Source organism: Frankia sp. CgJB1, assembly GCF_977947065.1.
In genome coordinates this window covers 1-25032 of record NZ_CDWTNB010000048.1, presented here as the reverse complement: position 1 = coordinate 25032, position 25032 = coordinate 1, and the positions used below count along the sequence as shown (strand labels likewise).

21 protein-coding genes, 1 pseudogene and 1 riboswitch are annotated in these 25032 nt (G+C 72.4%); all 22 genes and pseudogenes read left to right on the top strand.

Features of this window, described 5'->3' with window-relative positions; translation table 11 throughout:
• The coding region (locus tag AC08OT_RS08110) for a class I SAM-dependent methyltransferase (protein WP_476602690.1) at positions 1 to 388 on the top strand (388 nt) is incomplete at its 5' end.
• 33 nt (positions 389 to 421) lie between these two features.
• Positions 422 to 1132 carry a ribulose-phosphate 3-epimerase gene (gene rpe / locus AC08OT_RS08105; protein WP_476592528.1) on the top strand — a complete coding sequence of 237 codons (711 nt, stop codon included), beginning with the start codon at positions 422 to 424 and terminating at the stop codon, positions 1130 to 1132.
• A gap of 50 nt (positions 1133 to 1182) precedes the next feature.
• Positions 1183 to 1312: riboswitch (FMN riboswitch) on the top strand.
• A 137-nt stretch (positions 1313 to 1449) separates the two neighbouring features.
• A complete protein-coding gene (locus tag AC08OT_RS08100) occupies positions 1450 to 2148 on the top strand; it encodes a riboflavin synthase (RefSeq protein ID WP_476592529.1) in 699 nt (232 codons plus the stop codon).
• The gene (locus tag AC08OT_RS08095; protein WP_476592530.1) at positions 2145 to 3620 is read left to right on the top strand and encodes a bifunctional 3,4-dihydroxy-2-butanone-4-phosphate synthase/GTP cyclohydrolase II; all 1476 of its coding nucleotides are present in this window, start codon (positions 2145 to 2147) and stop codon (positions 3618 to 3620) included. Before AC08OT_RS08100 ends, AC08OT_RS08095 begins: the two co-directional genes overlap by 4 nt.
• Positions 3617 to 4099, top strand: a complete 483-nt coding sequence (gene ribH / locus AC08OT_RS08090; protein ID WP_462186897.1) for a 6,7-dimethyl-8-ribityllumazine synthase — start codon at positions 3617 to 3619, stop codon at positions 4097 to 4099. The genes AC08OT_RS08095 and ribH overlap by 4 nt, the downstream gene beginning before the upstream one ends.
• A 2193-nt stretch (positions 4100 to 6292) precedes the next feature.
• The gene (locus tag AC08OT_RS08085; RefSeq protein WP_476602688.1) at positions 6293 to 7207 is read left to right on the top strand and encodes an SseB family protein; all 915 of its coding nucleotides are present in this window, start codon (positions 6293 to 6295) and stop codon (positions 7205 to 7207) included.
• Between the two features lie 343 nt (positions 7208 to 7550).
• Positions 7551 to 8141, top strand: a complete 591-nt coding sequence (infC, locus tag AC08OT_RS08080) for a translation initiation factor IF-3 (RefSeq protein WP_462186894.1) — start codon at positions 7551 to 7553, stop codon at positions 8139 to 8141.
• A gap of 97 nt (positions 8142 to 8238) precedes the next feature.
• The gene (gene rpmI / locus AC08OT_RS08075; RefSeq protein WP_476592977.1) at positions 8239 to 8433 is read left to right on the top strand and encodes a 50S ribosomal protein L35; all 195 of its coding nucleotides are present in this window, start codon (positions 8239 to 8241) and stop codon (positions 8431 to 8433) included.
• Positions 8434 to 8558: 125 nt separating this feature from the next.
• Positions 8559 to 8939, top strand: a complete 381-nt coding sequence (gene rplT / locus AC08OT_RS08070) for a 50S ribosomal protein L20 (RefSeq protein WP_476592978.1) — start codon at positions 8559 to 8561, stop codon at positions 8937 to 8939.
• Positions 8940 to 9043: 104 nt separating this feature from the next.
• Positions 9044 to 9868 (top strand): TrmH family RNA methyltransferase, encoded by an 825-nt coding sequence (locus AC08OT_RS08065; protein ID WP_476592979.1) that lies wholly within the window; start codon positions 9044 to 9046, stop codon positions 9866 to 9868.
• The gene (locus AC08OT_RS08060) at positions 9868 to 11004 is read left to right on the top strand and encodes a sensor histidine kinase (RefSeq protein ID WP_476592980.1); all 1137 of its coding nucleotides are present in this window, start codon (positions 9868 to 9870) and stop codon (positions 11002 to 11004) included. The genes AC08OT_RS08065 and AC08OT_RS08060 overlap by 1 nt, the downstream gene beginning before the upstream one ends.
• A gap of 165 nt (positions 11005 to 11169) precedes the next feature.
• Entirely contained in the window at positions 11170 to 12273 is a 1104-nt protein-coding gene (gene pheS, locus AC08OT_RS08055; protein ID WP_476592988.1) for a phenylalanine--tRNA ligase subunit alpha, read from the top strand.
• A gap of 3 nt (positions 12274 to 12276) precedes the next feature.
• Positions 12277 to 14808, top strand: a complete 2532-nt coding sequence (gene pheT / locus AC08OT_RS08050) for a phenylalanine--tRNA ligase subunit beta (protein ID WP_476602687.1) — start codon at positions 12277 to 12279, stop codon at positions 14806 to 14808.
• Between the two features lie 64 nt (positions 14809 to 14872).
• Complete coding sequence (gene argC, locus AC08OT_RS08045) at positions 14873 to 15901, top strand: N-acetyl-gamma-glutamyl-phosphate reductase (protein WP_476592983.1); 1029 nt, start codon at positions 14873 to 14875, stop codon at positions 15899 to 15901.
• A 99-nt stretch (positions 15902 to 16000) separates the two neighbouring features.
• Entirely contained in the window at positions 16001 to 17167 is a 1167-nt protein-coding gene (argJ, locus tag AC08OT_RS08040; RefSeq protein ID WP_476592984.1) for a bifunctional glutamate N-acetyltransferase/amino-acid acetyltransferase ArgJ, read from the top strand.
• Complete coding sequence (gene argB, locus AC08OT_RS08035; protein ID WP_476592985.1) at positions 17164 to 18270, top strand: acetylglutamate kinase; 1107 nt, start codon at positions 17164 to 17166, stop codon at positions 18268 to 18270. The genes argJ and argB overlap by 4 nt, the downstream gene beginning before the upstream one ends.
• Entirely contained in the window at positions 18267 to 19523 is a 1257-nt protein-coding gene (locus AC08OT_RS08030) for an acetylornithine transaminase (protein ID WP_476595142.1), read from the top strand. Before argB ends, AC08OT_RS08030 begins: the two co-directional genes overlap by 4 nt.
• On the top strand, positions 19520 to 20524 hold the full coding sequence (gene argF, locus AC08OT_RS08025) for an ornithine carbamoyltransferase (RefSeq protein WP_476602686.1): 1005 nt from the start codon (positions 19520 to 19522) through the stop codon (positions 20522 to 20524). Before AC08OT_RS08030 ends, argF begins: the two co-directional genes overlap by 4 nt.
• A complete protein-coding gene (gene argR, locus AC08OT_RS08020; RefSeq protein ID WP_476602685.1) occupies positions 20521 to 21171 on the top strand; it encodes an arginine repressor in 651 nt (216 codons plus the stop codon). Before argF ends, argR begins: the two co-directional genes overlap by 4 nt.
• Positions 21172 to 21333: 162 nt before the next feature.
• A complete protein-coding gene (locus AC08OT_RS08015; RefSeq protein WP_476594568.1) occupies positions 21334 to 22536 on the top strand; it encodes an argininosuccinate synthase in 1203 nt (400 codons plus the stop codon).
• Positions 22533 to 23993 carry an argininosuccinate lyase gene (gene argH / locus AC08OT_RS08010; RefSeq protein ID WP_476594567.1) on the top strand — a complete coding sequence of 487 codons (1461 nt, stop codon included), beginning with the start codon at positions 22533 to 22535 and terminating at the stop codon, positions 23991 to 23993. Before AC08OT_RS08015 ends, argH begins: the two co-directional genes overlap by 4 nt.
• A 26-nt stretch (positions 23994 to 24019) precedes the next feature.
• Positions 24020 to 24658, top strand: a pseudogene (locus AC08OT_RS08005) (DNA-3-methyladenine glycosylase).
• Positions 24659 to 25032: the final 374 nt, after the last annotated feature.

Here is a 25032-nt window from a genome sequence, read left to right as displayed (position 1 = left end):
GCGGCCCGATGGGGCCGACCGGGTGCTGGTCGACGTCCCCTGCACCGGCCTCGGAGCACTGCGGCGTCGGCCGGAGGCCCGGTGGCGGCGGACCGCGGCCGATGTGGCCGCGCTCGTCCCGCTCCAGCGTGCGCTGCTCGTTGCCGCGCTCGACCTGGTCCGCCCGGGCGGGGTGGTGGCGTACGCGACCTGTTCCCCGCACCCGGCTGAGAGCGTCGAGGTGGTGCGTGGCGTGGCCGGACAACGCGCCGACATCTCCATCCTCGATGCCCGCCTGACCCTGCCGGAGGTCGACCGGCTCGGTGACGGCCCGTTCGTCCAGCTCTGGCCGCATCTCCACGGCACGGATGCGATGTTCGTCGCCCTGCTGCGCCGGGTCGACAGCTGAGGCGTCGGACCCGGGAGCCGATACCCTCGCGAAATGGCCACCGCGCAGATCTACCCCAGCCTGCTCGCCGCCGACTTCGGCCGGATCGCCGACGCGGCCCTGGCGGTCGAGGGGCAGGCTGACTGGCTGCACGTTGACGTGATGGACTACCACTTCGTCCCGAACCTGGCGTTCGCGCCGGACACGGTGACGGCCCTGCGCGCGGTGACGGATACTCCGCTCGACTGTCATCTCATGATCGACGATCCCGACCACTGGGCGGCCGGGTACGCCGAGCGCGGCGCGGCGAACGTCACCATTCACGCCGAGGCCGTGTCCGACCTGCCCCGCACCACCAGGGCGATCCGGGCGGCCGGGGCCCGCACCGGCCTCGCCGTGAAGCCGAACACCCCGATCGAGCACTATCTCGACGACCTGCACCGGTTCGACCTGCTGCTGCTGATGACCATCGAGCCGGGTTTCGGCGGTCAGACGTTCATGACCGAGGTGTTGCCGAAGATCGAGGCCGCCCGGCGCCTGCTCGACGCCCGTGGGCTGGACCTGTGGCTGCAGATTGACGGCGGGGTCAACGCCGAGACGATCGAACGGGCCGCGGTGGCGGGTGTGGACGTGTTCGTCGCCGGCACGGCCGTCTTCGGGGCGGCCGATCCGGGCCAGGCCGTCGAGCGGCTGCGTGAGCAGGCGCTGCGGGCGGCGCCCCGGCTGTCCCCGCCCGCGCCACGCTCGGCGGTTGGGCCGGCGTGACCGCGTCCGGCGGCTTCATATGCCAGACTTGAGGCAGTACAATCAACAGCACGCGCGCTCCGAGGTCGGTGAAACTCCGAACCGGCGGTGACAGTCCGCGACCCGTCCGCAGGTACTGGGACGGCTGACCCGGTGGAATTCCGGGACCGACGGTTAAAGTCCGGATGGGAGGATGCGCGCGGGCCGAGTGCCCGTGGTGGTCGTTGACTGCTCGCGGGCGCGTGCCGGCGTGAGCGTGCCGGCGTGGTCCCGCGTGGTCCTGCGTGGTTTCTCCTCGCCCAGGGTGCGGGTGCCCGGGAGCGAGGGGCACGGGTCGGATGTTTACCGGCATCGTTGAGGAACTCGGCGTGGTGACCGCGGTGGATGCGCGGTCGGAGTCGGCGGCACTCACCATCGCCTGTCAGACGGTTCTGGGTGATGTGAGTCACGGCGCGTCCATCGCCGTCAACGGTGTCTGTCTCACGGTGACCTCCTTCGCCCGCCCGGGGCTCGACGGGGGCGCCGAGACCGGTACGGCCGGCGGCCCACCCGGCACAACGGACGGCCCGTCGGCGTTCACTGCTGACGTGATGCGAGAGACGCTGGTGCGTTCCTCTCTCGGGAAGCTCGCCGTCGGTGACCGGGTGAATCTCGAACGTCCCGTCCGGCTGGCGGACCGGCTGGGAGGCCACCTGGTCCAAGGGCACGTCGACGGCGTCGGCGCGGTCCTCGACCGGCAGCCCGGTGAGGGCTGGGAGCTCGTGCGCATCGCGCTCCCCGAGGGGCTCGACCGCTACCTCGTGGAGAAGGGCTCGGTGACGGTGGACGGGGTGAGCCTGACCGTCGTCGACATCTCGCCGGCCGGTGGCGACTCACCGGCCACCTTCACGGTCAGCCTGATCCCCACCACGCTCGCACTGACCACGCTGGGTAGCCGCGCGCCGGGTTCCCTGGTCAACATCGAGGTCGACGTGCTGGCCAAGTACGTCGAGAAGCTGCATGCCGGCCCCATCGAACCGAACGGACGACACCGATGACGACATCCGCGGCCGGTGCCTCCTCGACGGCCACCCTTCCCGCCGGTGCCCTTCCCGCCGGCTATGCCGACGTGCGGTTCGCCGCCATCGAGGACGCGCTCGCCGAGATCGCCGCCGGCCGCCCGCTCGTCGTCGTCGACGACGCCGACCGGGAGAACGAGGGTGATCTGATCTTCGCGGCGGAGGCCGCCACACCCGAGCTGGTCGCGTTCATGACGCGGTACACCTCCGGTGTGATCTGCGTGCCGATGGACGCCGCCGACACCGACCGGCTCGAACTGGACCAGATGGTCCCGCACAACACCGAGCGGATGGGCACCGCGTTCACCATCACCGTGGACGCCCGCGACGGCGTCTCCACCGGGATCTCCGCCGCCGACCGGGCCCGCACCATCCGGTTGCTGGCCGACCCGCAGACCATGCCCGGCGACCTGAGCCGGCCGGGCCACATCTTCCCGCTGCGCGCCAAGGATGGCGGGGTGCTGCGCCGCCCCGGCCACACCGAGGCCGCGGTCGACCTCGCCCGGCTCGCCGGGCTGCGGCCGGCCGGTGCGATCTGCGAGATCGTGAACGACGACGGGACGATGGCCCGGCTTCCCCGGCTCGCCGAGTTCGCCCGCGAGCACGGGCTGCTACTGATCTCCATCGCCGATCTTATCGCCTACCGTCGGCGGACCGAGAAGCAGGTGGTGCGGGTCGCGGAGGCATCGCTTCCGACGCGTTACGGGGCGTTCCGGGCGGTCGGGTTCCGCAACATCCTCGACGGCGTCGAACACATCGCGCTGATCCGAGGCGAGCTCGGTGACAGCGAGGACGTGCTGGTCCGGGTGCACAGCGAATGCCTCACCGGGGACGTCTTCGGCTCCCGGCGCTGCGACTGCGGAACCCAGCTCGACGCGGCACTGCGCATGATCGCGACCGAGGGGCGCGGGGTGGTGCTCTACATGCGGGGCCACGAGGGCCGGGGCATCGGCCTGATGCACAAGCTGCGGGCCTACCAGCTGCAGGACGCCGGCCACGACACCGTCGATGCCAACCTCGCGCTGGGCCTGCCGGCCGACGCCCGCGACTACGGCACCGGAGCCCAGATTCTGGTCGACCTCGGCGTGCGCGGCCTCCGGCTGCTGTCCAACAATCCGACGAAGCGGGCCGGGCTGGAGGGTTACGGCCTGCGCATCGTCGAACTTATCGGGATGCCGGTCACCCAGACGCCGGAGAACCTGCGCTACCTGACCACCAAGCGGGACCGGATGGGACACGTCATTCCCGGTCTGCCCGACCTTCCGGGTCTACCCGGCATGTCCGATCTGCCTAGGGCCGTGGGCGAGGACGAGCCGGCCGGCTCGCGCTGGATCCCGGGGGTGCCGGGGGCGTCGAGGGTGCCCGTCACCTCCGGCTGCACGGCCATCGCGGGCGGCGCGGGCCCGGGTACGCCCGCCGGGGCCGACTGTGCCGAGGGGGAGGGTCTGTGAGCGGCCTCGGGGCTCCCGCGGAGGTGCTTCCGCCCGTCGCGGGCATGCGGTTGGCGGTGGTCGCCACCCGATGGCACGCCGAGATCACCGATGCGCTGCTTGCTGGCGCGCTGCGCGCCGCGAAGGACACAGGCCTCGCGACGGCACCCACCGTCGTGCGGGTCTCCGGTGCGGTCGAGCTTCCCGTGATCGCCGCCGCGCTGGCGGCGCGGCATGACGCCGTCGTCGCCCTCGGTGTCGTCATCCGGGGCGGCACCCCCCACTTCGACTACGTCTGTCAGTTCGTCACCGCGGGGCTCGCCCGCGTCACCCTCGACGCCCGCGTCCCCGTCGGCTTCGGCGTGCTCACCTGCGACACCGTCGAGCAGGCCCGGGACCGCGCCGGGCTGCCCGGGTCCAGCGAGGACAAGGGCCGGGAGGCGACCCTGGCCGCGCTGGGCACCGCCGCGGTGCTGCGCGATCTGGAACTCGCCGGCTGAGCTCCCACGCCGTCACTGGCCGGAACGTTCCGCATCAGGAGTTCACACGCACGGTGCGAGGCCGATCCGTCCGCGTGACATGCTCTCGGTATGGTGTTGCCGTCACATGGCGATTCGAAGTGGATCGGGTGTGCCGGTGGTGTGTTCGTTGCTCGTGGCTCTGATTCCGGCTGTCCCGATCAGTCCGGTGCTCTTGTCGGGACGGCCGGTTACACGAGACTGTGGTCTCACGTCGTATCGGTGCCCTTGCGCTCTGGCGTCATACTTCGCGGTGGGATCGGAGGAGGTCCCGTCGGCCGGTACACATGGGGGCGGGGTGGCGCGGATGGTAAGTCACGGTGGGAGTTGGAACGGTGACGAGACGTCGGCGTCGACCGGCCCGGTCGGAGGGAATTCGGAGGTCGGGGAACGGATCGCGGCCGGGCCCGGCCGGCGGGATCCCGGCGCGACCGAACCGGGTGATGGCGGGGACGCGCGCCCCATCTCGCTGCTCGGCCTACGACTGACCGAGCCTCAGACGCCCCGTAACGCTCTGGTTACCCGTCGTCCCATTCGGTCACGTCCGGGCGTGACCCGTTCGGAGCCCGGTGCCGGTCGGACGGGGGGCCCCTCCGGGGGGCGCGGGAGCACGGCAGGCCCGCCGCCCACTCCCATGCCACCGGCCCCACCGCCCGCGCCACCGCCCCCGTCGGGCCGGAGCGCGCCCCCCGTGGGCCTTCCATTGACCGCGTCGCCCGGCCCGAGCTCCGCGTGGCCCGGTGCCTCGCTCACCATGCCCGGCGGAGCGGGGTGGACGCCCGACCTCGCCGCCGCCGCGACGTCGGCGGCCGGGCCGCCGGACCCGTACCCGACCGGTCCGGATCAGTACCCGCCGGACCAGTACCCGACGCCACCGGATCCACCGCCCGGTGCGCCGCCGTCCCCGGTCGTCCCCCCACCGTTTCCGGCCGTCCCGCCGCCCGGGGAGACCTGGGAGAACATTGCGGTACTGGTCCCCGCCGCCGGGCAGCCGGTGAACCTCCCGGATGGAACGCCGGTCGTCCCCGTTTCCTGGGCCGCCACCGCGCCGCCCCCAGACGGCTCGCTCGGTGCCGGGCCCGTAGTCGGGCGGCTTCCCCCGTCCGCGGCGGCTGACCCGGGTTGGCCGGTGCCGGAGGCGTGGCTCGACGCCGACCCCCTGGGCGGACCCACGGTCGGCCGGCAGGCGGTCGAAACGCCCGGTACGGAGCCAGCCTGGTCCGTCCCGGTCCCCGCGAACCTGCCGGCACGGCGGTCCGGTCCGGCCCCTTCCCTGCCCGTCCGGGCGGCGGCCGCGGTGACGCCGTCCCGTGGTCCGGCGGTGGTCCCGGCCGTCGCGGGAGCGGGCGGTTCGCCGGTCGCGCGGGCGCGGGCCGGTGGGCGGCGGGTGCTGGTCGGGGGATTCGGTGGCGGAGGCGGCCGGACGACGGTCGCCGCGGGTCTGGGACTGGCGATCGCGGAGCACCACGGTCATCGGGTGATGGCCGTGGACGCCTCCCCGGACCAGTCCGGGCTGCTTGCGCACCGGGTCGGCCTCATGCCACCGGGCGTGGGGTTGCGGGAGTTGGCCACGGCGCGGCCACCGGTGTCCTCATTGGAGGACGTGCGCCGGTTCGTCGCCTCCGACGGCTCCGGTGGCCTGGAGGTGCTGGCCGGACTGCGTGATCTCACCGGGCCGGGGCTCCTTCCCGAGGAGCTGGCCTGGGCACTCGACCTGCTCGGACACTGGTATCCGGTCGTCGTCGCGGACGCCCCACCGGGGTGGAGCCAGCCGGTGCCGGCCACCCTGCTGGCGCGGGCGGACCTCGTCGTGCTGACGATCCGGGCCGGCGAGACGGAGATCGCCGGTGCGGACGACGCGTTGACCGCGTTGACCGCGGCTGGTCGGCCAGATCTCGCTGCCACCGTCATCGTGGCCGTCGTCGAGACGTATCCCTCCCGGTTGAGCCGCGGGGCACGGCTGCGTCTCGAGCATCTTGAGGACCGGGCCTACATGACGGTGCCGGTGCCGTTCGACGCGGCGCTCGCCGACAGCCGTCCGATCAGCTGGTACCGCCTGCGTCGCCGGACCAGGTTCGCCTTCCAGCGCCTCGCCGGGGCGGTCGCCACCGCCCCGCTTCCCGGGTCGCAACCGGCCACCGTGCTGGCCCGGTCCGCCATCGCCGCCCCCGGTCGGTGCCCCCAACCCGGGCCCGGGCCCGTCCGAGCCATGGTGAATGCCACGGACCCGGTCCGGTACCGGCCCGCCGCGCCGATGAGTCGCTCACCCGAGCGCTCGCCGCCAGCCCGGTCAACCCCGCCGTTCTGACCGCCGCGCTGCGCCAGGCCCGGGTCTTCGTCGGAGTCGAGGCTCGGCTCACCGCCGCCGACGCCGTCACCGGTGCGGACAAGACCAGCGAGATGGCGCTGACGACCCTGCGCACCCCGTCCGGCGCGACCGCGCTACCGATCTTCTCCAGCGTCAGCGCGCTCACCGCCTGGCGCGCCTCGGCCCGGCCGGTTCCGGTCGCCGCGGTGGACGCCTGTACGGAGGCGGTCCGGCTGGGGCTCGGAGCGGTGGTGATCGACGTGGCCGGTCCGCGCTCGGCCAGTCTGGACGTCGGGCCGGGCGGTCCCGCGACGGTGCCCGGCGGATCCGACTCCGACTCGCCGCCCGGGACTCTCGACACGCCACGTGCGACCGAAGCCGCGGACCTCAACGAGCTGAGGGTGACCGCCCTGCGCCGTCCATCCGATCCGGATGGACCGTTGTCCCGGCAGCGGGTCCAAGAGGCGTTGCGGACCGTGACCGAGCGGGTCGAGGTGTGGCCGGCGGAACTGCTCCTCCCGGGTGCCGGCGCACCACGCCCGGTGCTTGCCGTCGCGGTACGCCGGGACGGAGATGCGGACGCGCGGTCCGGGGAGTTGCTCGCCCGGCGGTTGTCCCGGCTGCTCGCCGCTGATTCGGACCCGGCGCAGGAGCAGGAGCAGGAGCGGGCCTCGGGCCCGGCCGTGCTGCTCGTGAGCGCGCGGGAGGCCGCGGCGGTGCGCCGCCATTTGGGGCGGGGCCTGCGCCCGACGCGCCGATGGCCGGTGCGGTTCGCGAGGTGAGTGCCGCCGGCCCTTTCGGAGCGCCCGGACGATGATGTGATCGTCGTGTCGCCCGGTCTGGTGCTACGCTGGGGTTCAGACCTCCTGCCGGCTGGTTTTGTTCCGTCCGCTGGCGTTGCCGTTCCCAGGCAGCCAGGGCACGGTGCGGAGCCTGATCGGCAGGACCAAGCGGGGGTTCGCCCTCCACCCGATGTCAGCACTGATGTCGCCACCCCGGGACGTCAGCAGGTCCTCAGGCCGGAGTTCCGGCTGGTGGCCGCGGTGGCCGGGTCGCCGGTCGGTCGAGCCGTTCTCGCGGTTGTCGGCCGGGAGCCTGGTGTACCAGGCTCGGTGCTCCGCTGCGGTGAGGTCAGGCCCGCGCGTCGAGCAACGGAGGAAACACATCAGCACAGAGTCCCGTATCAACGACCGGATTCGCGTCCCCGAGGTTCGCCTCGTCGGCGCGGAGGGTGAGCAGATCGGCATCGTCTCGATCGGTGAGGCCATGCGCATGGCGCAGGAGGCCGATCTCGACCTCGTCGAGGTCGCGCCGACCGCTCGTCCCCCGGTCTGCAAGCTGATGGACTACGGAAAGTTCAAGTACGAGTCCGACCAGAAGCGTCGGGAGGCTCGGAAGAACCAGGTCCAGACTGTCATCAAGGAAATGAAGCTGCGGCCGAAGATCGATCCGCACGACTACGAGACCAAGAAGGGTCACGTCGTGCGTTTCCTGCGGGCCGGCGACAAGGTCAAGATTACGATTATGTTCCGCGGTCGGGAGCAGTCCCGGCCCGAGCTCGGCATCCGCCTGCTCCAACGGCTGTCCGCCGACGTGGCCGATCTTGGTTATGTCGAGGCTCAGCCCAAGCAGGACGGCCGGAACATGACCATGGTCATGGCCCCGCACAAGGGTTCGAAGCCGCAGCGGGTGCCGGAACCGGCCGGCCACGCCTGACTCGACGGCGGGCAGTCCGCGCGGTGGCGCCGCCACCGGTTCCGGATCTCGCCACGCCGCTTGTTCGACCACCCACGTAACCCGTCAGGATGTCAACATGCCCAAACAGAAGTCCCACAGCGGTGCGAGCAAGCGGTTCCGGGTCACCGGGTCCGGCAAGGTGCTGCGCCAGCGGGCCAACCGCCGCCACTACCTGGAGCACAAGACCAACCGCCTCACCCGCAGACTGGATGGCGTGGTGCCGTTGACGAAGGCGGACAACCGACGCGTCAAGCGTCTGCTCGCCCGCTGACCGCGGCCCGCTGACGACTCCGGCCCCGACTGCGGCGGGCCCGCCGGTCGCGGTCGGCCCGCCGTTGGCGGCCGACTCCGGCCCGGGCCGCCGGACGCACCCGAACGAAGGAGACAGGTGCCCTCATGGCACGTGTGAAGCGGGCGGTCAACGCCCAGAAGAAGCGCCGTACGGTCCTCGAGCAGGCCAGCGGCTACCGGGGCCAGCGCTCGCGGCTCTACCGCAAGGCCAAGGAGCAGATGCTCCACTCGATGACCTACTCCTACCGGGACCGCCGCGCGCGCAAGGGCGACGTCCGGCAGCTATGGATCACTCGGATCAACGCGGCGGCGCGGGCGAACGGCCTGACCTACAACCGCTTCGTGCAGGGTCTGAAGCTGTCCGGTGTCGAAGTCGACCGCAAGATTCTGGCCGACCTCGCGGTCAACGACGCGGTCGCGTTCACCGCCCTGGTCGAGGTGGCACGGGCCGCGCTGGCGGCGGCGCCGGAGCCCACCGCCGCCTGAGCCCGTCGCGACGTCGGCCCGTGCCCGCCTCCCGCGTGTCCCCCACGACCGACGCTCCGCTGTCGACGGCCCCTTCCCCGACGGCCCCTTCCCCGGGGCCCGGAGTGATCGCCGGAGCGCGCTCCGGGCGGGTCGGCGCCGCGCGTCGCCTCAAGCGGCCCGCGGCCCGGCGCGAGCAGGGCAGGTTCCTGGTCGAGGGGGCGCAGGCGGTGGGCGCGGCGTCGGCCGTCGGCGAGCTGCTCGAGGTGTTCGTCGGAGTCTCCGCGACTCCCCGGCACGAGGAGCTGCTGAGGGCGGTCCGGGTGCCGGTCCGGGTCGTCACGGACGAGGCCGTGGCGTCGCTGTCGGACACGGTGACCCCCCAGGGCCTCGTCGCGGTCGCGGCCCTGCCCGCTCACCGGCTCGCCGACCTGCACGTCCCCCGGCTGGTCGCGGTGTGCATCGGCGCGGGCGATCCGGGCAACGCCGGCACGGTGATCCGCAGCGCGGACGCGGCCGGAGCGGACGCCGTCGTCTTTACCGGGAGCGGTGTCGACCCCTTCGGGGGCAAGTGCGTGCGCTCCTCGGCCGGCAGCCACTTTCACCTCCCGGTGATCGTGGAACCAGCCTTGGCCGTGGTGCTGGACCGGCTGCGGGCCCGGGGCTGCCGCATCGTGGCGACGTCCGGAGCCGCGGATCGCGACATCGACACCGCCGTCGCCGCCGGTGAGCTCGACGGGCCGACGGCGTGGCTGTTCGGTAACGAGGCACATGGGCTGGCTTCGGCTACTCTGACCGCCGCGGACGCGGTTCTGCGGGTACCGGTGTACGGTCAGGCCGAGTCCCTGAATCTTGCGGTTGCGTCCGTCCTGTGCCTTTACGCGTCGGCGCGGGCGCAGAGAACGGGCAGGTCCGGTACTGATGGCACCGGAGGAGGTGGTCGACGGTGATGAACACTGTCGCGTCGCCATCCGGGCAGGTACCGCCACCCGGCCCCGGCTGCGCGCCCGATTCGGCCGTGTCGGCCGCGCTGGACGGCCCACTGCCTGCCGCCGCCTTCGACCTGCTACCGGACTCGGTGATCGTGACCGACGCCGTCGGCGTCGTCGAGGTGTTCAACCGGGCGGCGGCGAAGCTCACCGGGGTGGACGGACCGTCTGCGATCGGCCGGCATCTGACCGAGGTCCTCCCGTTGCTGGACGAGCGGGGCAACGACTGGTGGGAGTGCTCGGCAGCCAGCCGGAACCTGCCGCGGGTCACCGGGCAGCCGGAGCGGCGCCTGACCTATGCGGGTCCGGTCCACGACCGTGACTTCCACGTCACGGTGCGGTTTAACCGGGTCGCCGGTCGGCTGGTGAGGGTGTCGCTGTCCCTGCGCGACACCCTCAGCCGCGAGCGGCTGGAACGCAACCGGGCGGATCTGGTCGCGACCGTGGCGCACGAGCTGCGCTCGCCGCTGACCAGCGTGAAGGGATTCACCGCGACGCTGCTCGCCAAGTGGGACCGGTTCACCGACGAGCAGAAGAAGCTCATGCTGAACACGGTCAACACCGACGCCGACCGGGTCACGCGCCTGCTCACCGAGGTGCTGGACGTCTCCCGGATCGACTCCGGACGCATTCAGGTCCGCAAGCAGATCGTCGACCTGCCCGCCCGGGTGCGTTCGGTGGTGGACGGCAAAGTGGCCTCGGGTGCGGCGGGCGCCGACCGGTTCTTCATCTGCGAGGAGGGCGAACTGCCCGAGATGTGGGTCGATCCGGACAAGATTGAACAGGTACTGCACAACCTCGTCGACAACGCCCTGCGGCATGGTGCGGGTACTGTGACGGTACTGCTGCGTGGCAGGGACAGCGGCACGGAGGTGAGCGTGGCCGACGAGGGGGAAGGCGTGTCCGAATCGAACGCCGCGCGCGTGTTCACGAAGTTCTGGCGGGGCGCCGGCCGCGGGAACGGCACCGGCCTCGGGCTCTACATTGCCAAGGCACTGATCGAGGCGCACGGCGGCACCATTTCGGTCGGCCGGGCCACGGGTGGCGGCGCCGAGTTCCGATTTTTCGTGCCCGCCGGTGGCCCGGTGTTCGGCTGACGCCGAGCACCGCGAACCGACCGGTGGGCGCCCCGGGCGGCCAGGCGCGCGCCGCCGCCCCAGGACCGGATACCCCATGCCCGGACGAACTCCGCCGCAGGCCGGACGACCCCGGCTTCCCGCCGGGATGGCCCTGCTTTTCACCCGATGACGAGGATGAGCACCGTGCCCGCCCCTGGAGAGACTGTCGACCCGTCCCGGGTCCACGCCCTCGACCCTGATCAGCTCGACGCGGCCGTTGACGCCGCGCGGGAGTCGATCCGCGCCGCCGCCGACCTCGACGCGCTGGCAGCCGTCCGTACCGCCCACATTCAGGGCGCCTCCGCACCGCTGGTGCTGGCCCGCCGGGAGCTCGGTGCCCTGCCCCGTGCGGAGCGTGCCGACGCCGGTCGCCGGCACAACGCCGCCCGCACGGCGGTACAGGCCGCCTACGACGCCCGGCTGGCCGAACTCACCGCCGAGCGCGACGCCCGGGTGCTGCACGAGGAACGGGTCGACGTGACCCTGCCCGTCGACCGTCGCCGCCGTGGTGCCCGCCACCCGCTGACCGCCCTGTCCGACCGGCTTGCCGACGTGTTCGTGGCGATGGGCTACGAGGTCGCCGAGGGACCCGAGGTCGAACACGACTGGTTCAACTTCGAGGCCCTGAACATGGCGCCCGATCACCCGGCCCGCAGCGAGCACGACACGCTCTACGTCGCGCCGACCGGTGCGGGCCGGGTGCTGCGTACCCACACCTCCCCGGTGCAGATCCGCTCCCTGCTGAACCGCCCGCTGCCCGTGTACGTCGTGTGCCCGGGGCGGACATACCGCAACGACACCATCGATGCGACGCACTCGCCGGTCTTCGGCCAGCTCGAAGGTCTGGCCGTGGACAGGGGCATCACCATGGCGGACCTGCGTGGCACCCTGGAGGTCTTCGCCCAGGCGTTGTTCGGGGCGGGCCTGTCGACGCGGCTGCGCCCGTCGTTCTTCCCGTTCACCGAGCCGTCCGCGGAACTGGACGTGCAGTGCTTCGCCTGCCGCGGGGAGGCGGCCCGCCAGCCCTGTCGGGTCTGCTCGGACGAGGGCTGGATCGAGGCCGGCGGCTGCGGCATGGTCGACCCGCACGTCCTGCGGGCCGCGGGGGTCGATCCGACCCGGTACAGCGGTTTCGCGTTCGGGATGGGGCTGGAACGGGCCGCGATGGTCCGCCATGGCATCCGGGAGATCCGCGATTTCGTCGACGGTGACGTCCGGTTCAGCCTGCCGTTCGGAATCGAGGACTGACCCATGCTGATCGTGATGTCCTGGCTGCGGGAGTATGTGGCGGGGCTGCCGCCCACGCGGGCCGTCGCCGACGCGTTGATCCGGGCCGGTTTCGAGGTCGAGGGACTGCGCAGCGCCGGGGGCGAGTTCTCCGGCGTGGTCGTCGGGGAGATCGTCGACTTCGAGATCGTCGAGACGAAGAAGAAGGCCGTCCGCTGGTGCCAGGTCCGGGTCGCCGAGAGCGCCGGATCCGGGGATGCCGGATCCGAGGGCGAGGGCGTGCGCGGCGTCATCTGCGGGGCGCACAACTTCGTCGTCGGTGACCGGGTGGCGGTCGCGCTGCCCGGCGCCGTGCTGCCCGGCGGGTTCGAGATCACCGCGCGGAGGACCTACGGCCATGTCAGCGAGGGGATGATCTGCTCGGCCCGGGAACTGGGCCTTGGCGAGGAGTCCGACGGCATCCTGGTGCTCGCGCCGCGGGCGCCGATCGGCGCCGACGTCGCCGAGCTGCTCGATCTCGCCGACGAGGTGCTCGACATCGCGGTCACCCCAGACCGGGGCTACGGCCTGTCGGTGCGGGGGATCGCCCGGGAGGCGGCGATCGCCTTCGCGCTGCCGTTCACGGACCCGGGCGGGCCGGCGGACCTGGCCGCCGGCCCGGGGCCCGCCGGGGAGGCCTATCCGGTCGTCGTCGAGGACACCGCGGCGTGTGACCGCTACGTCGCCCGGGTGGTGACCGGGGTCGACTCGCGGGCCACCACCCCGCCGGGGTGGCAGCGGCGGCTGTCGCTGTCCGGGATGCGGTCGATCTCGGTGCCGGTTGACGTCACCAACGCTGTGCTGCTGGGCCTCGGCCAGCCGTTGCACGCCTTCGACCGGGCGAAGCTGACCGGCGCGATCATCGTGCGCCGGGCCGTCGCCGGAGAAACGCTGCGCACCCTCGACGGGGTCGACCGCACTCTCGACCCCGAGGATCTGGTCATCGCCGACGACACCGGTCCGATCGCGCTCGCCGGGGTGATGGGCGGGGCCAGCACGGAGGTGTCCGCGACGACCACCGACATCGTCCTCGAGGCGGCGCACTTCGACCCGATCACGGTGGCCCGCACCGCCCGCCGGCACCGGCTGTCCTCGGAGGCGTCGCGGCGTTTCGAACGCGGCGTTGACCCGGCGCTCGCGCCGGTCGCCGCGGCGCTGGCCGTCGACCTGCTCGTCGAGCTCGCCGCCGCCCGTCCCGAGCCCGGCGTGACCGACCTGGACCACCGCCCTGGCCTGGCGCCGGTGACTCTGCCGCTGACGGAACCGGAACGCCTCGCCGGCCGGCCCTACCCCGCCGAGGTGGTGCGGCGCCGGCTCGGCGACGTCGGCTGCGCAGTGGCCGACGGGCCGGCGACCGGGGGCCTGCCCGGTGTCCTGATCGTGACGCCGCCGTCCTGGCGTCCCGACCTGACCCGGCCTGCCGATCTCGTCGAGGAGATCATGCGGCTGGAGAGGTACGACACCATCCCGGTGACCCTGCCGTCGCTGCCCGCGGGGCGCGGGCTCACCGCCGCGCAGCGGATGCACCGCGCAGTGGGCCGGGCACTGGCCTACGCGGGGTTCGCCGAGGTGCTCACCCTGCCGTTCGTGCCCGAGGACGCCGCCGACGCGCTCAGCCTGGCTGCGGTCGACCCGCGGCGCGCGGCGGTCCGGATCGCGAACCCGATCGCCGAGGATGCCGGCTACCTGCGGACGACCCTGCTACCCGGACTGATCGCGGCGGCCGTGCGCAACATCGGCCGGGGGCAGCGCGATCTTGCCCTGTTCGAGAGCGGCCTGGTGTTCCGTGAACGCGAACGGATCCCGACGGGCGTCGTCACCCCGCCGGTGGATCGTCGGCCCTCCGCCGCGGAGATCGCCGCTCTGGACTCGACCCTGCCCGGCCAGCCCCGCCACGTCGCCGTGCTCCTCACCGGGCGCAGTGAGCCAGGTGGCTGGTCCACGCCGGCCCGGGACGCGAACTGGGCGGACGCGGTGGACGCCGCGCACGTGGTCGCCGAGGCGGTGGGCGTCACCCTGACGGTCAGGGCCGGCAATGTCATGCCCTGGCACCCGGGCCGCCTCGCGGAGCTCTCGATCGACGGTCGGGTCGTGGGCCACGCGGGTGAGCTGCATCCCCGGGTGCTCGGCGCCGCCGGGCTCCCGCCCCGGGCCGGCGCGATGGAACTGGACCTCGACGCCCTGATCGAGGTCGCGTCGGCGGCGCCGCCGATGATCGCGCCGACGATCTCCACCTATCCGCCCGCCGACCGGGATGTGGCGCTCGTCGTGCCGATCGAGGTGCCGGTCGCCGACGTGACGGCGGCACTGCGGGCCGGAGCCGGTGACCTGCTGGAGTCCCTGACCCTCTTCGACGTCTTCGAGGGCGCCCAGGTCGGGGTCGGTCAGCGCTCGCTGGCCTTCGGCCTGCGGCTGCGCGCCGGGGACCGGACGCTGACGGCCGCCGAGGCGAACGCGGTGCGGGACGCGGTGGTCGCCCGGGCGGCGGAGCTCACCGGCGCGTCCCTGCGCGCCTGAGGCCGAGGCGGGTTACGCCAGCCTCATTGCATGACGATGAGTTGGCGTGTATAAAATTGCAATCATGGGTGTGACGGCAGCAGTTGCGGGGGCGAGCGGGTACGGCGGCGGAGAGCTGCTGCGCCTGCTCCTCGCCCATCCCGAGATCAAGATTGGTGCGCTGGCCGCGAACGCGTCCGCCGGCCGGCCGGTGACGGACGTGCATCCTCACCTGCCCGACCTGGAGGGCCGGGTGTTCACGGACGCGGCCGCGCTGGCCGGGACTGACGCGGACATCGTTTTCCTGGCACTGCCGCACGGTCAGTCGGCCGCGGTGGCCGCCACCCTGCCCGACACCGTACGGGTCGTCGATCTGGGTGCCGATCATCGGCTCGTCGACCCGGAGGCGTGGCGGCGCGCCTACGGGGGGGAGCACGCCGGGACCTGGGCCTACGGCCTGCCCGAACTCCCCTGGGCGCGGGCGGAGATCGCCGCGAGCCGGCGGGTGGCGGTCCCGGGCTGCTATCCCACGGCGACCTCTCTCGGACTCGTGCCGCTGCTGGCCGGCGGTCTCGTGGAGCCCGCCGACCTGGTCGTCGTCGCGGCGAGCGGCACGTCCGGCGCGGGGCGCTCGGCCACGGTGAACCTGCTCGGCAGCGAGGTGATGGGTGACCTGACCGCCTACAAGGTGGGCACCCACCAGCACCGGCCCGAGATCACGCAGACCCTCTCCCGGGCCGCCGGTACGACCGTGACGGTGTCCTTCACCCCGGTGCTCGCCCCGCTTCCCCGCGGCATCCTCGCGACCAGTACCGGCCGGGCCATCCCGGGCACCGACGCGGACGCCGTGTACGAGGCGCTGCGGTCCGCCTACGCGGGGGAGCCGTTCGTCCGGGTGCTGCCGCCGGGGCGCTGGCCGCACACCGCGGCGACGCTCGGCGGGAACGCCGTTCATGTGCAGGGGACCTTCGACCCGGAGACCGGCCGGGCGATCGTCGTCACCGCGATCGACAACCTCGGCAAGGGCGCGGCTGGCCAGGCGCTGCAGTGCGCCAACCTGATGCTCGGCCTGCCCGAGACCGCCGGGCTGACCGCTCAGGGCATCGCCCCCTGACCGTTTCCGGCTCGGCAGGCTGGCAGGCCGGTAAGGACGCGGGACCATCGACCAGCAACATCGACCAGCAACGCGGACAGGGGACAGGAGAGGGTTGAGTTGAGCGTCACCGCCCCACGGGGCTTCCGCGCCGCCGGAGTGACGGCCGGGTTGAAGCCGTCCGGCCGTCCGGACGTGGCGCTCGTCGTCAACGACGGGCTGTCCGACGCCGCCGCCGGGATCTTCACCGCCAACCGGGTCCAGGCGGCTCCGGTGCTCTGGAGTCGCCAAGCCCTCGCCGACGGCCGACTGCGCGCCGTCATCCTCAACTCCGGCGGGGCGAACGCCTGCACCGGTCCGGCCGGATTCGCCGACACCCACGCCACGGCTGAGCACGTCGCCGGGGCGCTCGGTATCGGTGCCGGCGACGTCGCGGTCTGCTCGACCGGTCTCATCGGCGTCCGCCTGCCCATGGACAACCTGCTCGCCGGCGCCACCAAGGCGGTGGCGGACCTCACCGATACCGCCGCCGCCGGCGCCGCGGCGGCGGAGGCGATCCGCACCACCGACACCGTCGCGAAGGCCGCGGTCCGCACCTCGTCGACGACCCCGGGTGTCACCATCGGCGGGATGGGCAAAGGCGCGGCGATGCTGGCGCCGTCGCTCGCGACGATGCTCGTGGTGGTCACCACCGACGCCGTCGCGGACGCCGCCACCCTCGATCGGGTGATCCGGGCGTCCTCGCGGGTCAGCTTCGAGCGGGTCGATTCCGACGGCTGCCTGTCCACCAACGACACCGTGCTGCTGCTGGCCTCGGGTGCCGCCGGGGTCAGCCTGCCCGAGGCGGAGCTGGCGGGGCTGGTCACCGAGGTGTGCGTTGACCTTGCCCAGCAGATGCTCGGCGATGCCGAGGGTTCGACGAAGACCATCGCCATCACCGTGACCGGAGCCGCGACCGAGGACGACGGGCTGGAGGTCGGCCGGGCCGTCGCCCGCAACAACCTGCTCAAGTGCGCTCTGTACGGCAAGGACCCGAACTGGGGACGGGTGCTCGCCGCGATCGGCACCACGAAGGCCGTTTTCGAGCCCGACGCGCTGGACGTGTCCATCAACGAGGTGCAGGTCTGCCGGGCCGGGGCCCCCGGCGAGGACCGTGACCTCGTCGACCTGTCCGGCCGTGAGGTGCGCATCGGCGTCGATCTGCACGCCGGCGACGCCGAGGTCACCGTCTGGACGAACGACCTGACCGACGGGTACGTCTACGAGAACTCGGCGTACTCGACATGAACGTCCCGACCCGGATACTGCCGCCTTCGAACGGTGGGCACGGCGGCACCGCAGGCGCCGATGGCACCGGCGACGCCGCCCCGGGCGGGGGCACCGGGCGGGGCCCGGCCGCCACCGCCCGGGGCCACGCGGCGCTCGCGAAGACCCAGGTCCTCATCGAGGCGCTCCCGTGGCTGTCGCGGTTCCAGGGCGCGACCATCGTCGTCAAATACGGCGGCAACGCGATGACGGAGCCGGCGCTGCGCGAGGCCTTCGCCGCTGACGTCGTGTTCCTGCGCCACTCGGGGCTGCGGGTGGTCGTCGTGCACGGCGGCGGTCCGCAGATCACCGCGCATCTGGAACGCCTCGGTGTCCCCTCGACGTTCGTCGGCGGCCTGCGGGTCACCACCCCGGAGACCATGGACGTCGTGCGGATGGTCCTGCTCGGCCAGGTCAATCGGGACGTCGTGGGGCTCGTCAACGACCATGGCCCGTTCGCCGTCGGGCTGTCCGGTGAGGACGCCAACCTCTTCACCGCGCGGCGCCGCCCGGCGATCGTCGACGGCCGGGAGGTCGACGTCGGCCTGGTCGGCGACATCGTCGAGGTCCGACCGGAGACGATCAACGCCCTGCTCGGCTCCGGGAAGGTGCCGGTGGTCGCGTCGGTTGCCCGCGGCGTCGACGGCGGGGTCTACAACGTCAACGCCGACATCGCCGCCGCCGAACTCGCCGTCGCGCTCGGGGCCACGAAGCTCGTCGTCCTGACCGACGTCGAGGGCCTCTACGCGGACTGGCCGGCGAGCGACGAGGTGATCAGTGAGCTGAGCATCACCGAGCTCGAACGGCTCCTCCCCTCGCTCACCGCCGGCATGATCCCCAAGATGGAGGCCTGCCGGCGGGCGGTGCGTGGCGGTGTTCCACAGGCGCACGTGCTCGACGGACGGGTGCCGCATGCGGTGCTCCTGGAGATCTTCACCGACGACGGCATCGGCACTTTGATCATGGCCGAGCCAGGCACCTCGCCTGAGCCGGGCACCTTGCCTGAGCCAGGTACGCCCCCTGCGCCCGCCGCGCGCCCGGCCGGGATCGTTCCGGCCGGCGAACCGACCGGAGGAACGCCGTGAACGCCGATCTGATCGCCCGCCGGGACGCCGTCGTGATGGCGACCTACGGCCGACCCGCGATCTCCCTGGCTCGGGGGGCCGGCAGCCGGGTGTGGGACCATGACGGCCGCGAATATCTCGACCTGGTCGGCGGGATAGCCGTCAGCGTGCTCGGTCACTGCCACCCGGCGGTCCGGGACGCCGTCGTCGGCCAGCTCGGCGCTCTCGGTCACGTGTCGAACCTCTACGCCAATGAGCCTCAGGTGCTGCTGGCCGAACGGCTCGTCGAGCTGCTGCGGGTCGGCGCGCCGAGCCCCGGGCTTCCGCCCGAGGGGGCGAAAGTCTTCTTCTGCAACTCGGGGGCGGAGGCCAACGAGGCAGCAATCAAGATCGCCCGCCGGACCGGCCGTTCGGAGATCATCGCCACCGAGGGCTCGTTCCACGGCCGGACCCTGGGCGCGCTGTCCATCACCGGTCAGCCGGCCAAGCGGGCACCGTTCGAGCCGCTACTGCCCGGCGTCCGGTTCGTGCCGTATGGAGACGGCGCGGCCCTGCGCGCCGCCGTCAGCGAGGCGACCGCGGCGGTGTTCCTGGAACCAACCCTCGGCGAAGGCGGTGTCGTGCCGCCGCCGGCCGGCTACCTCGCCGCCGCGCGGGCTGTCTGCGACTCCGCTGGCGCGCTGCTGGTCCTGGACGAGGTGCAGAGCGGCATCGGCCGGACCGGCTTGTGGTTCGCCCACCAGGCCGAGGGCGTGCTGCCCGACGTGATCACCCTGGCCAAGGGACTCGGCGGTGGCCTGCCCGTCGGCGCCTGCGTCGGCATCGGCGCGGCGGGGACGCTGTTGCGCCCGGGGGATCACGGCAGCACCTTCGGTGGCGGCCCGATCGTCTGCGCGGCGGCGCTCGCGGTGCTCGACACGATCGCCGCCGAGGGCCTGCTTGAACACGCGTCGCGGCTCGGGGAGCGGCTGGCCGCGGCGATCCAGGCGGCGGGCGTGCCCGGCGTGGCCGGGGTCCGGGGACGGGGGCTGTGGCGGGCGATCGAGCTCGACGGCCCATTCGCGCCGGCGGTGGAGAAGGCCGCCCGCGAAGCCGGTTACCTGGTGAACGCCGTCGCCCCTGACGCCATCCGGCTCGCCCCGCCGCTGATCCTCACCGCCGCCGAGGCGGACGCCTTCGTCGCGGCCCTGCCCGGTATCGTCGGCGACGCGCTCGCCGCCCGGGTTCGGTCGGCGCAGTCCGCGTCAGCCCCGGGCTCTAGGGTCAGCGCATGACGGTCCGACACTTCCTTCTCGACACCGACCTGACCCCCGCGGAGCAGACCGCCCTGCTCGACCTCGCCGACGGGCTCAAGGCACGCCGCCGCGTTACCCGGCTGACGGAGCGTCCGCTCGCCGGGCGCTCGGTGGCGCTGCTGTTCGAGAAGCCGTCGACACGCACCCGACTGTCGTTCGACGTGGGCGTCGCCGAGCTCGGCGGCCACCCGGTGGTGATCGACGCGGTGAGCACGCAGCTCGGCCGGGGCGAGACCATCGAGGACACCGCCGCGGTGCTGAGCCGGTACGTCGACGCGATCGTCGTGCGTACCTTCGCGCAGGAGCGGTTGGAGCGGCTGGCGGCGGCGGCCACCGTTCCGGTGATCAATGCGCTGTCCGACCACGCCCATCCCTGCCAGGCCTTGGCCGACCTGCAGACGATCCGGGAGCGGCGGGGCCGCCTGGCCGGGCTGACCCTGACCTACCTGGGCGACGGCAACAACGTCGCGCACTCGCTGCTGCTCGCCGGCGCGTTGGCAGGCATGCGGGTGCACGTGGCCTCGCCGCCCGGCTATGAACCGTTCGAGCAGGTGCTGCGGCACGCCAATGAGATCGGCATGGTGACCGGGGGGGAGGCGCTGGTGATGCACGACGCGCTGGAGGCCGCCGCCGGGGCGGACGTGCTTTACACCGACGTGTGGGCGTCGATGGGTCAGGAGGGTGAGTCGGACAGCCGCGCGTTGGTGTTCCAGCCGTACCGGCTCGACGAGAAGGCCGTCGAGGCCGCTTCGCCTGACGTGATCGTCATGCACTGCCTGCCCGCACATCGGGAGCTCGAGATCACCGCGTCGGTGATCGACGGACCCCGTTCGGTCGTGTTCGACCAGGCCGAGAACCGGCTGCATGCCCAGAAGGCCCTGCTGTCGATCCTGCTGTCCGAGGGCGTCGGTCCGACCGGCGCCGCCGGGAGCGCGTCCGGGGTGGGGGGCGCATCGCCGGTGGGGGGCACCGGGCGATGATCTCGGAAGCAGGCGCAGGGGCCCGGCGTGCCGCGCCGTTGACCAAGCACGCCCGTCAGGCTCGGCTGGCGGCGTTGATCGGTCAGCGCGGTGTGCGTTCACAGACCGAGCTCGCGCGTCTGCTGGCTGCCGAGGGCGTCCAGGTTACCCAGGCAACCCTGTCCCGTGATCTGGAGGACATCGGGGCGACCAAGGTGCGCGGTCCGGACGGCGGCCTGGTCTACGCGGTCGAGGCGAACCTCGCGCCGGCGGAGATCGTCCGGCTGTCGCTCGCCCGGCTCTGCGAGGAACTGCTGGTCTCCGCGGAGGCCAACGGCGACCTGGTCGTGCTGCGCACGCCGTCGGGCGCCGCGCAGCTGTTCGCCTCGGTGCTCGACCGGGAGGCGCTCCCGGGGGTCATGGGCACGATCGCGGGGGACGACACGGTGCTCGTCGTCTGCCGGTCGGCTCCCGCCGCCGAGGCCCCGGTCCGTCCGGAGAGTTCTGTCGGCCCGGGAGATCCCGTCGGTTCGGGAGAGCCAGCTGGTCAGGGAGGGCATGCCGGCCCGAGGGGGCCGGCGCTCGCCGCCCATCTCCTGTGGCTCGCCGACGGCCGGGCGCGTGGAGCGTCGACGGGACCGTCCGCCGTGCCGGACCAGGATGCGTAGCGGTGCACCGGCGACGCCGTGAACCGGCCTTCCCAGCACCCTCAATAAACACAATGCTGATTTTTGCTAAAAATAGCACTTATCAGCTTTTTTAACCAGTTTGGCATGATTTCCAATAATTCAATATTATTCGATATAAATCAACATAAGGAGATAAGCACTGTGACCGAACGCGTCGTGCTTGCCTACTCGGGCGGCCTCGACACGTCCGTGGCCATCGGTTGGATCGGCGCCGAGACCGGCGCCGACGTCGTCGCGCTGGCGGTCGACGTCGGCCAGGGTGGCGAGGACCTCGAGGCCATCCGGCAGCGCGCCCTCACCTGTGGCGCGGTCGAGTCGATCGTCGTCGACGCCCGCGAGGAGTTCGCCGAGTCCTTCGTCGCTCCGGCGATCAAGAGCAATGCGCTCTACATGGACCGGTATCCGTTGATCTCGTCGCTGTCGCGACCTGTCATCGTCAGGCATCTGGTCGCCGCGGCCCGCGAGCACGGGGCGGACGCCATCGCGCATGGCTGCACCGGCAAGGGCAACGACCAGGTGCGCTTCGAGGTCGGGGTGGCGGCGCTCGCCCCCGGGCTGAGCGTGCTCGCCTCGGTGCGCGATTCGGGGATGACCCGGGACAAGGCGATCGCCTTCGCGGAGGAACGCGGCCTGCCGATCGACGTGTCGAAGAAATCGCCGTATTCCATCGACCAGAACCTGTGGGGCCGCACCGTCGAGTGCGGCGTCCTCGAGGACCCGTGGGCCCAGCCGCCGGAGGACGTCTTCGTCTACTCCGCGGACCCCACCGTCGCGCGGACCCCCGACGAGGTGACCATCTCGTTCACTGACGGTGTCCCGGTGGGGCTGGATGAGCGCTCCCTCCCGCTCGCCGATCTCGTCGCCGAGCTCAACGTCCGGGCGGGCGCCCACGGCGTGGGCCGGATCGACCTGATCGAGGACCGGCTCGTCGGCATCAAGAGCCGGGAGATCTACGAGTGCCCGGCGGCGATCACGCTGCTGACGGCCCACCGGGACCTCGAGGACCTCACGCTCGAGCGGGATGTCGCCCGGTTCAAACGGAGCATCGACCAGCGGTGGGGTGAGATCGTCTACGACGGTCTGTGGTACTCGCCGCTGAAGAGCGCGTTGGACGCCTTCGTCGACTCCGCCAGCGCCGGAGTGTCCGGGGAGGTGCGGATCCGGCTGGTGGGTGGCGTCGCCCAGGTCGTCGGCCGGCGCAGCCCGGCCAGTCTGTACGACCACGGACTGGCCACCTACGACGCCGGTGACCAGTTCGACCAGCGCGACGCCCGCGGGTTCATCGAGCTCTGGGGCTTGCCGACGAAGGTCTGGGCGGCGCGCGAGCAGCGGCTGAACCCGTGACCGCGACGCACCCGTCCGGCGGGAACGACACGACGCACGGGGCGCCCGGGGACGGGGCGCCGATGCGGCTGTGGGGCGGGCGCTTCGCCGGCGGCCCGGCGGAGGCGCTCGCCCGGCTGTCGATAAGCGTCCAGTTCGACTGGCGGCTGGCGCCCTACGACCTGCTCGCGTCGAAGTCGCACGCCCGGGTCCTGCACCGGGCCGGGTTGCTCGACGCCGACGAGCTCGCGGCGATGCTCGCCGCCCTGGACGAGCTCTCCGACGCGGTCACCCAGGGCCGGTTCCGCCCGACCGTCGAGGACGAGGATGTCCACACCACCCTCGAACGCGGTCTGCTCGAACGGCTCGGCACGCTGGGCGGAAAGCTGCGGGCCGGCCGGAGCCGCAACGATCAGGTTGCCACCGACCTGCGGCTCTACCTGCGGGACTCGGCCCGCGAGGTGGCCGCGCGGCTGACCGAGTTGTCCCATGCGCTGGTCGTGCTTGCCGAGCAGCACGTCGATACCCCGGCCCCCGGGATGACCCACCTGCAGCACGCCCAGCCGATCTCCTTCGGTCATCAGCTGCTGGCACACGTGCAGGCGTTCGTCCGGGACATCGACCGGTTGCGCGCCTGGGACGCCCGGGCGTCGGTGAGCGCCTTGGGGGCCGGGGCACTGGCCGGTTCCTCGCTGCCGCTCGACCCGCAGGGGGTGGCCGCGGAGCTGGGGTTCGACCGGGCGTTCGCCAACTCCCTCGACGCGGTCTCCGACCGGGACTTCGCCGCCGAGTTCCTGTTCGTGGCGGCCCTGATCGGAGTGCACCTGTCGCGGCTCGGCGAGGAGATCGTGCTCTGGACGACGAGGGAGTTCGGCTGGGTCGAACTGGACGACGCCTTCGCGACCGGTAGCTCGATCATGCCGCAGAAGAAGAACCCGGACGTCGCGGAGCTGGCCCGGGGGAAGTCCGGCCGGCTCATCGGGGATCTGACCGGCTTCCTGGCCACTCTCAAGGGACTGCCGCTCGCCTACGACCGCGATCTGCAGGAGGACAAGGAGCCGGTCTTCGATGCGGTCGACACCCTGCTGCTGGTGCTGCCCGCGCTGACCGGCACGGTTGCGACCATGCGGGTCCGTCGCGAGCGGCTCGTCGCCGCGGCGCCCGACGGCTTCGCGCTGGCCACGGATGTCGCCGAGTACCTGGTGCGCCGAGGGGTGCCGTTCCGTCAGGCGCACGAGGCGGTCGGCCAGTTCGTGTCGTGGTGCGTGGCCCACGACGTCGATCTCGACGAGGTGCCGGACGACGATCTCGGCGTGATCAACCCGCTGCTCACCCCGGACGTGCGCGAGGTGCTGTCGGTGCGGGGAGCGCTGGAGGCCCGCTCGGCCCCCGGCGGGACCGCTCCCGACCGGGTCCGCGAGCAGATCGCCGCGTTGCGTCCGGTGCTGGACCGGGACCAGGCCTGGGCGGTGGGTTGACGGCGCTACCCGAATCCTCGCCCGGCATGGCACCGACGGACGGTGCCGCGCCGGACGGGGTGGACTTCTACGACCGGCCCGTTCTGGTCGTCGCACCGGCCCTTCTTGGTGCGACGGTCCGGCACGGGCCGGTCGCCGTTCGGATCACCGAGGTTGAGGCATACGGGGGGCTGGACGATCCCGCCTCGCACGCCTAGCGCGGCCCGACGCCGCGCGCGGCCGTCATGTTCGGACCGCCGGGACGGGCCTACGTCTACCTCAGTTACGGCGTCCACTGGTGTCTGAACGTGGTGTGCGGACCGGTCGCTTCGGCGTCGGCCGTGTTCCTGCGCTCCGGAGAGGTCGTGGCGGGTCGCGACCTCGTAGCGGGCCGTTTCCCACACCTGGTCGAGGCGGACCTGGCGCGTGGCCCCGGCCGGTTGGGACGGGCGCTCGCCGTGACCGGCGCACTGAGTGGAACCCCGGTCACCGGCGCGGGGCCGATCACGGTGGCACTGGCCGGGGGCCGGAGGATCCGTCCTCCCGGCCCGCCCGGTATCTCCGGCGGCCGGGTCTGCCTCGGCCCCCGGGTGGGGATCCGGGTGGCGGCCGAATGGCCCTGGCGATTCTGGCTCGCTGGCGAGGCGACGGTCAGCGGCCCGCGGTCGCCGCGTCGACCCAGGTGAGTCGACCCGGTGATGCTCTGTACGAGTGTTCCGGGCCCAGTGTTCCGGGGGTCCAGAGCTCTGGCCCAGACCATCAAAGCCTCCCATATCAAAAGATCACAACGAACCAGTCTTGGGAAGGTGTGACGTACATCACATATCTTGGCGAGGGATTGATTTGACGTCCCCCGTCATCCACCCGTAATGTTCTTGCTGTCAGCGAGACACCGGATCCGCCGAACACCACGGATGCGGTCGGTGACCGCCCCCCTCGAGGGGCGTTATGTGGCAGATGTACGGCAGCCCCCGCCTGGGGAGTAACTGACGAGCATCCTCCAGAATTTCGCAAGAAGCCAGCAAGCCGCATGAGGGCGACGTCTTGCGACGTCTACTCA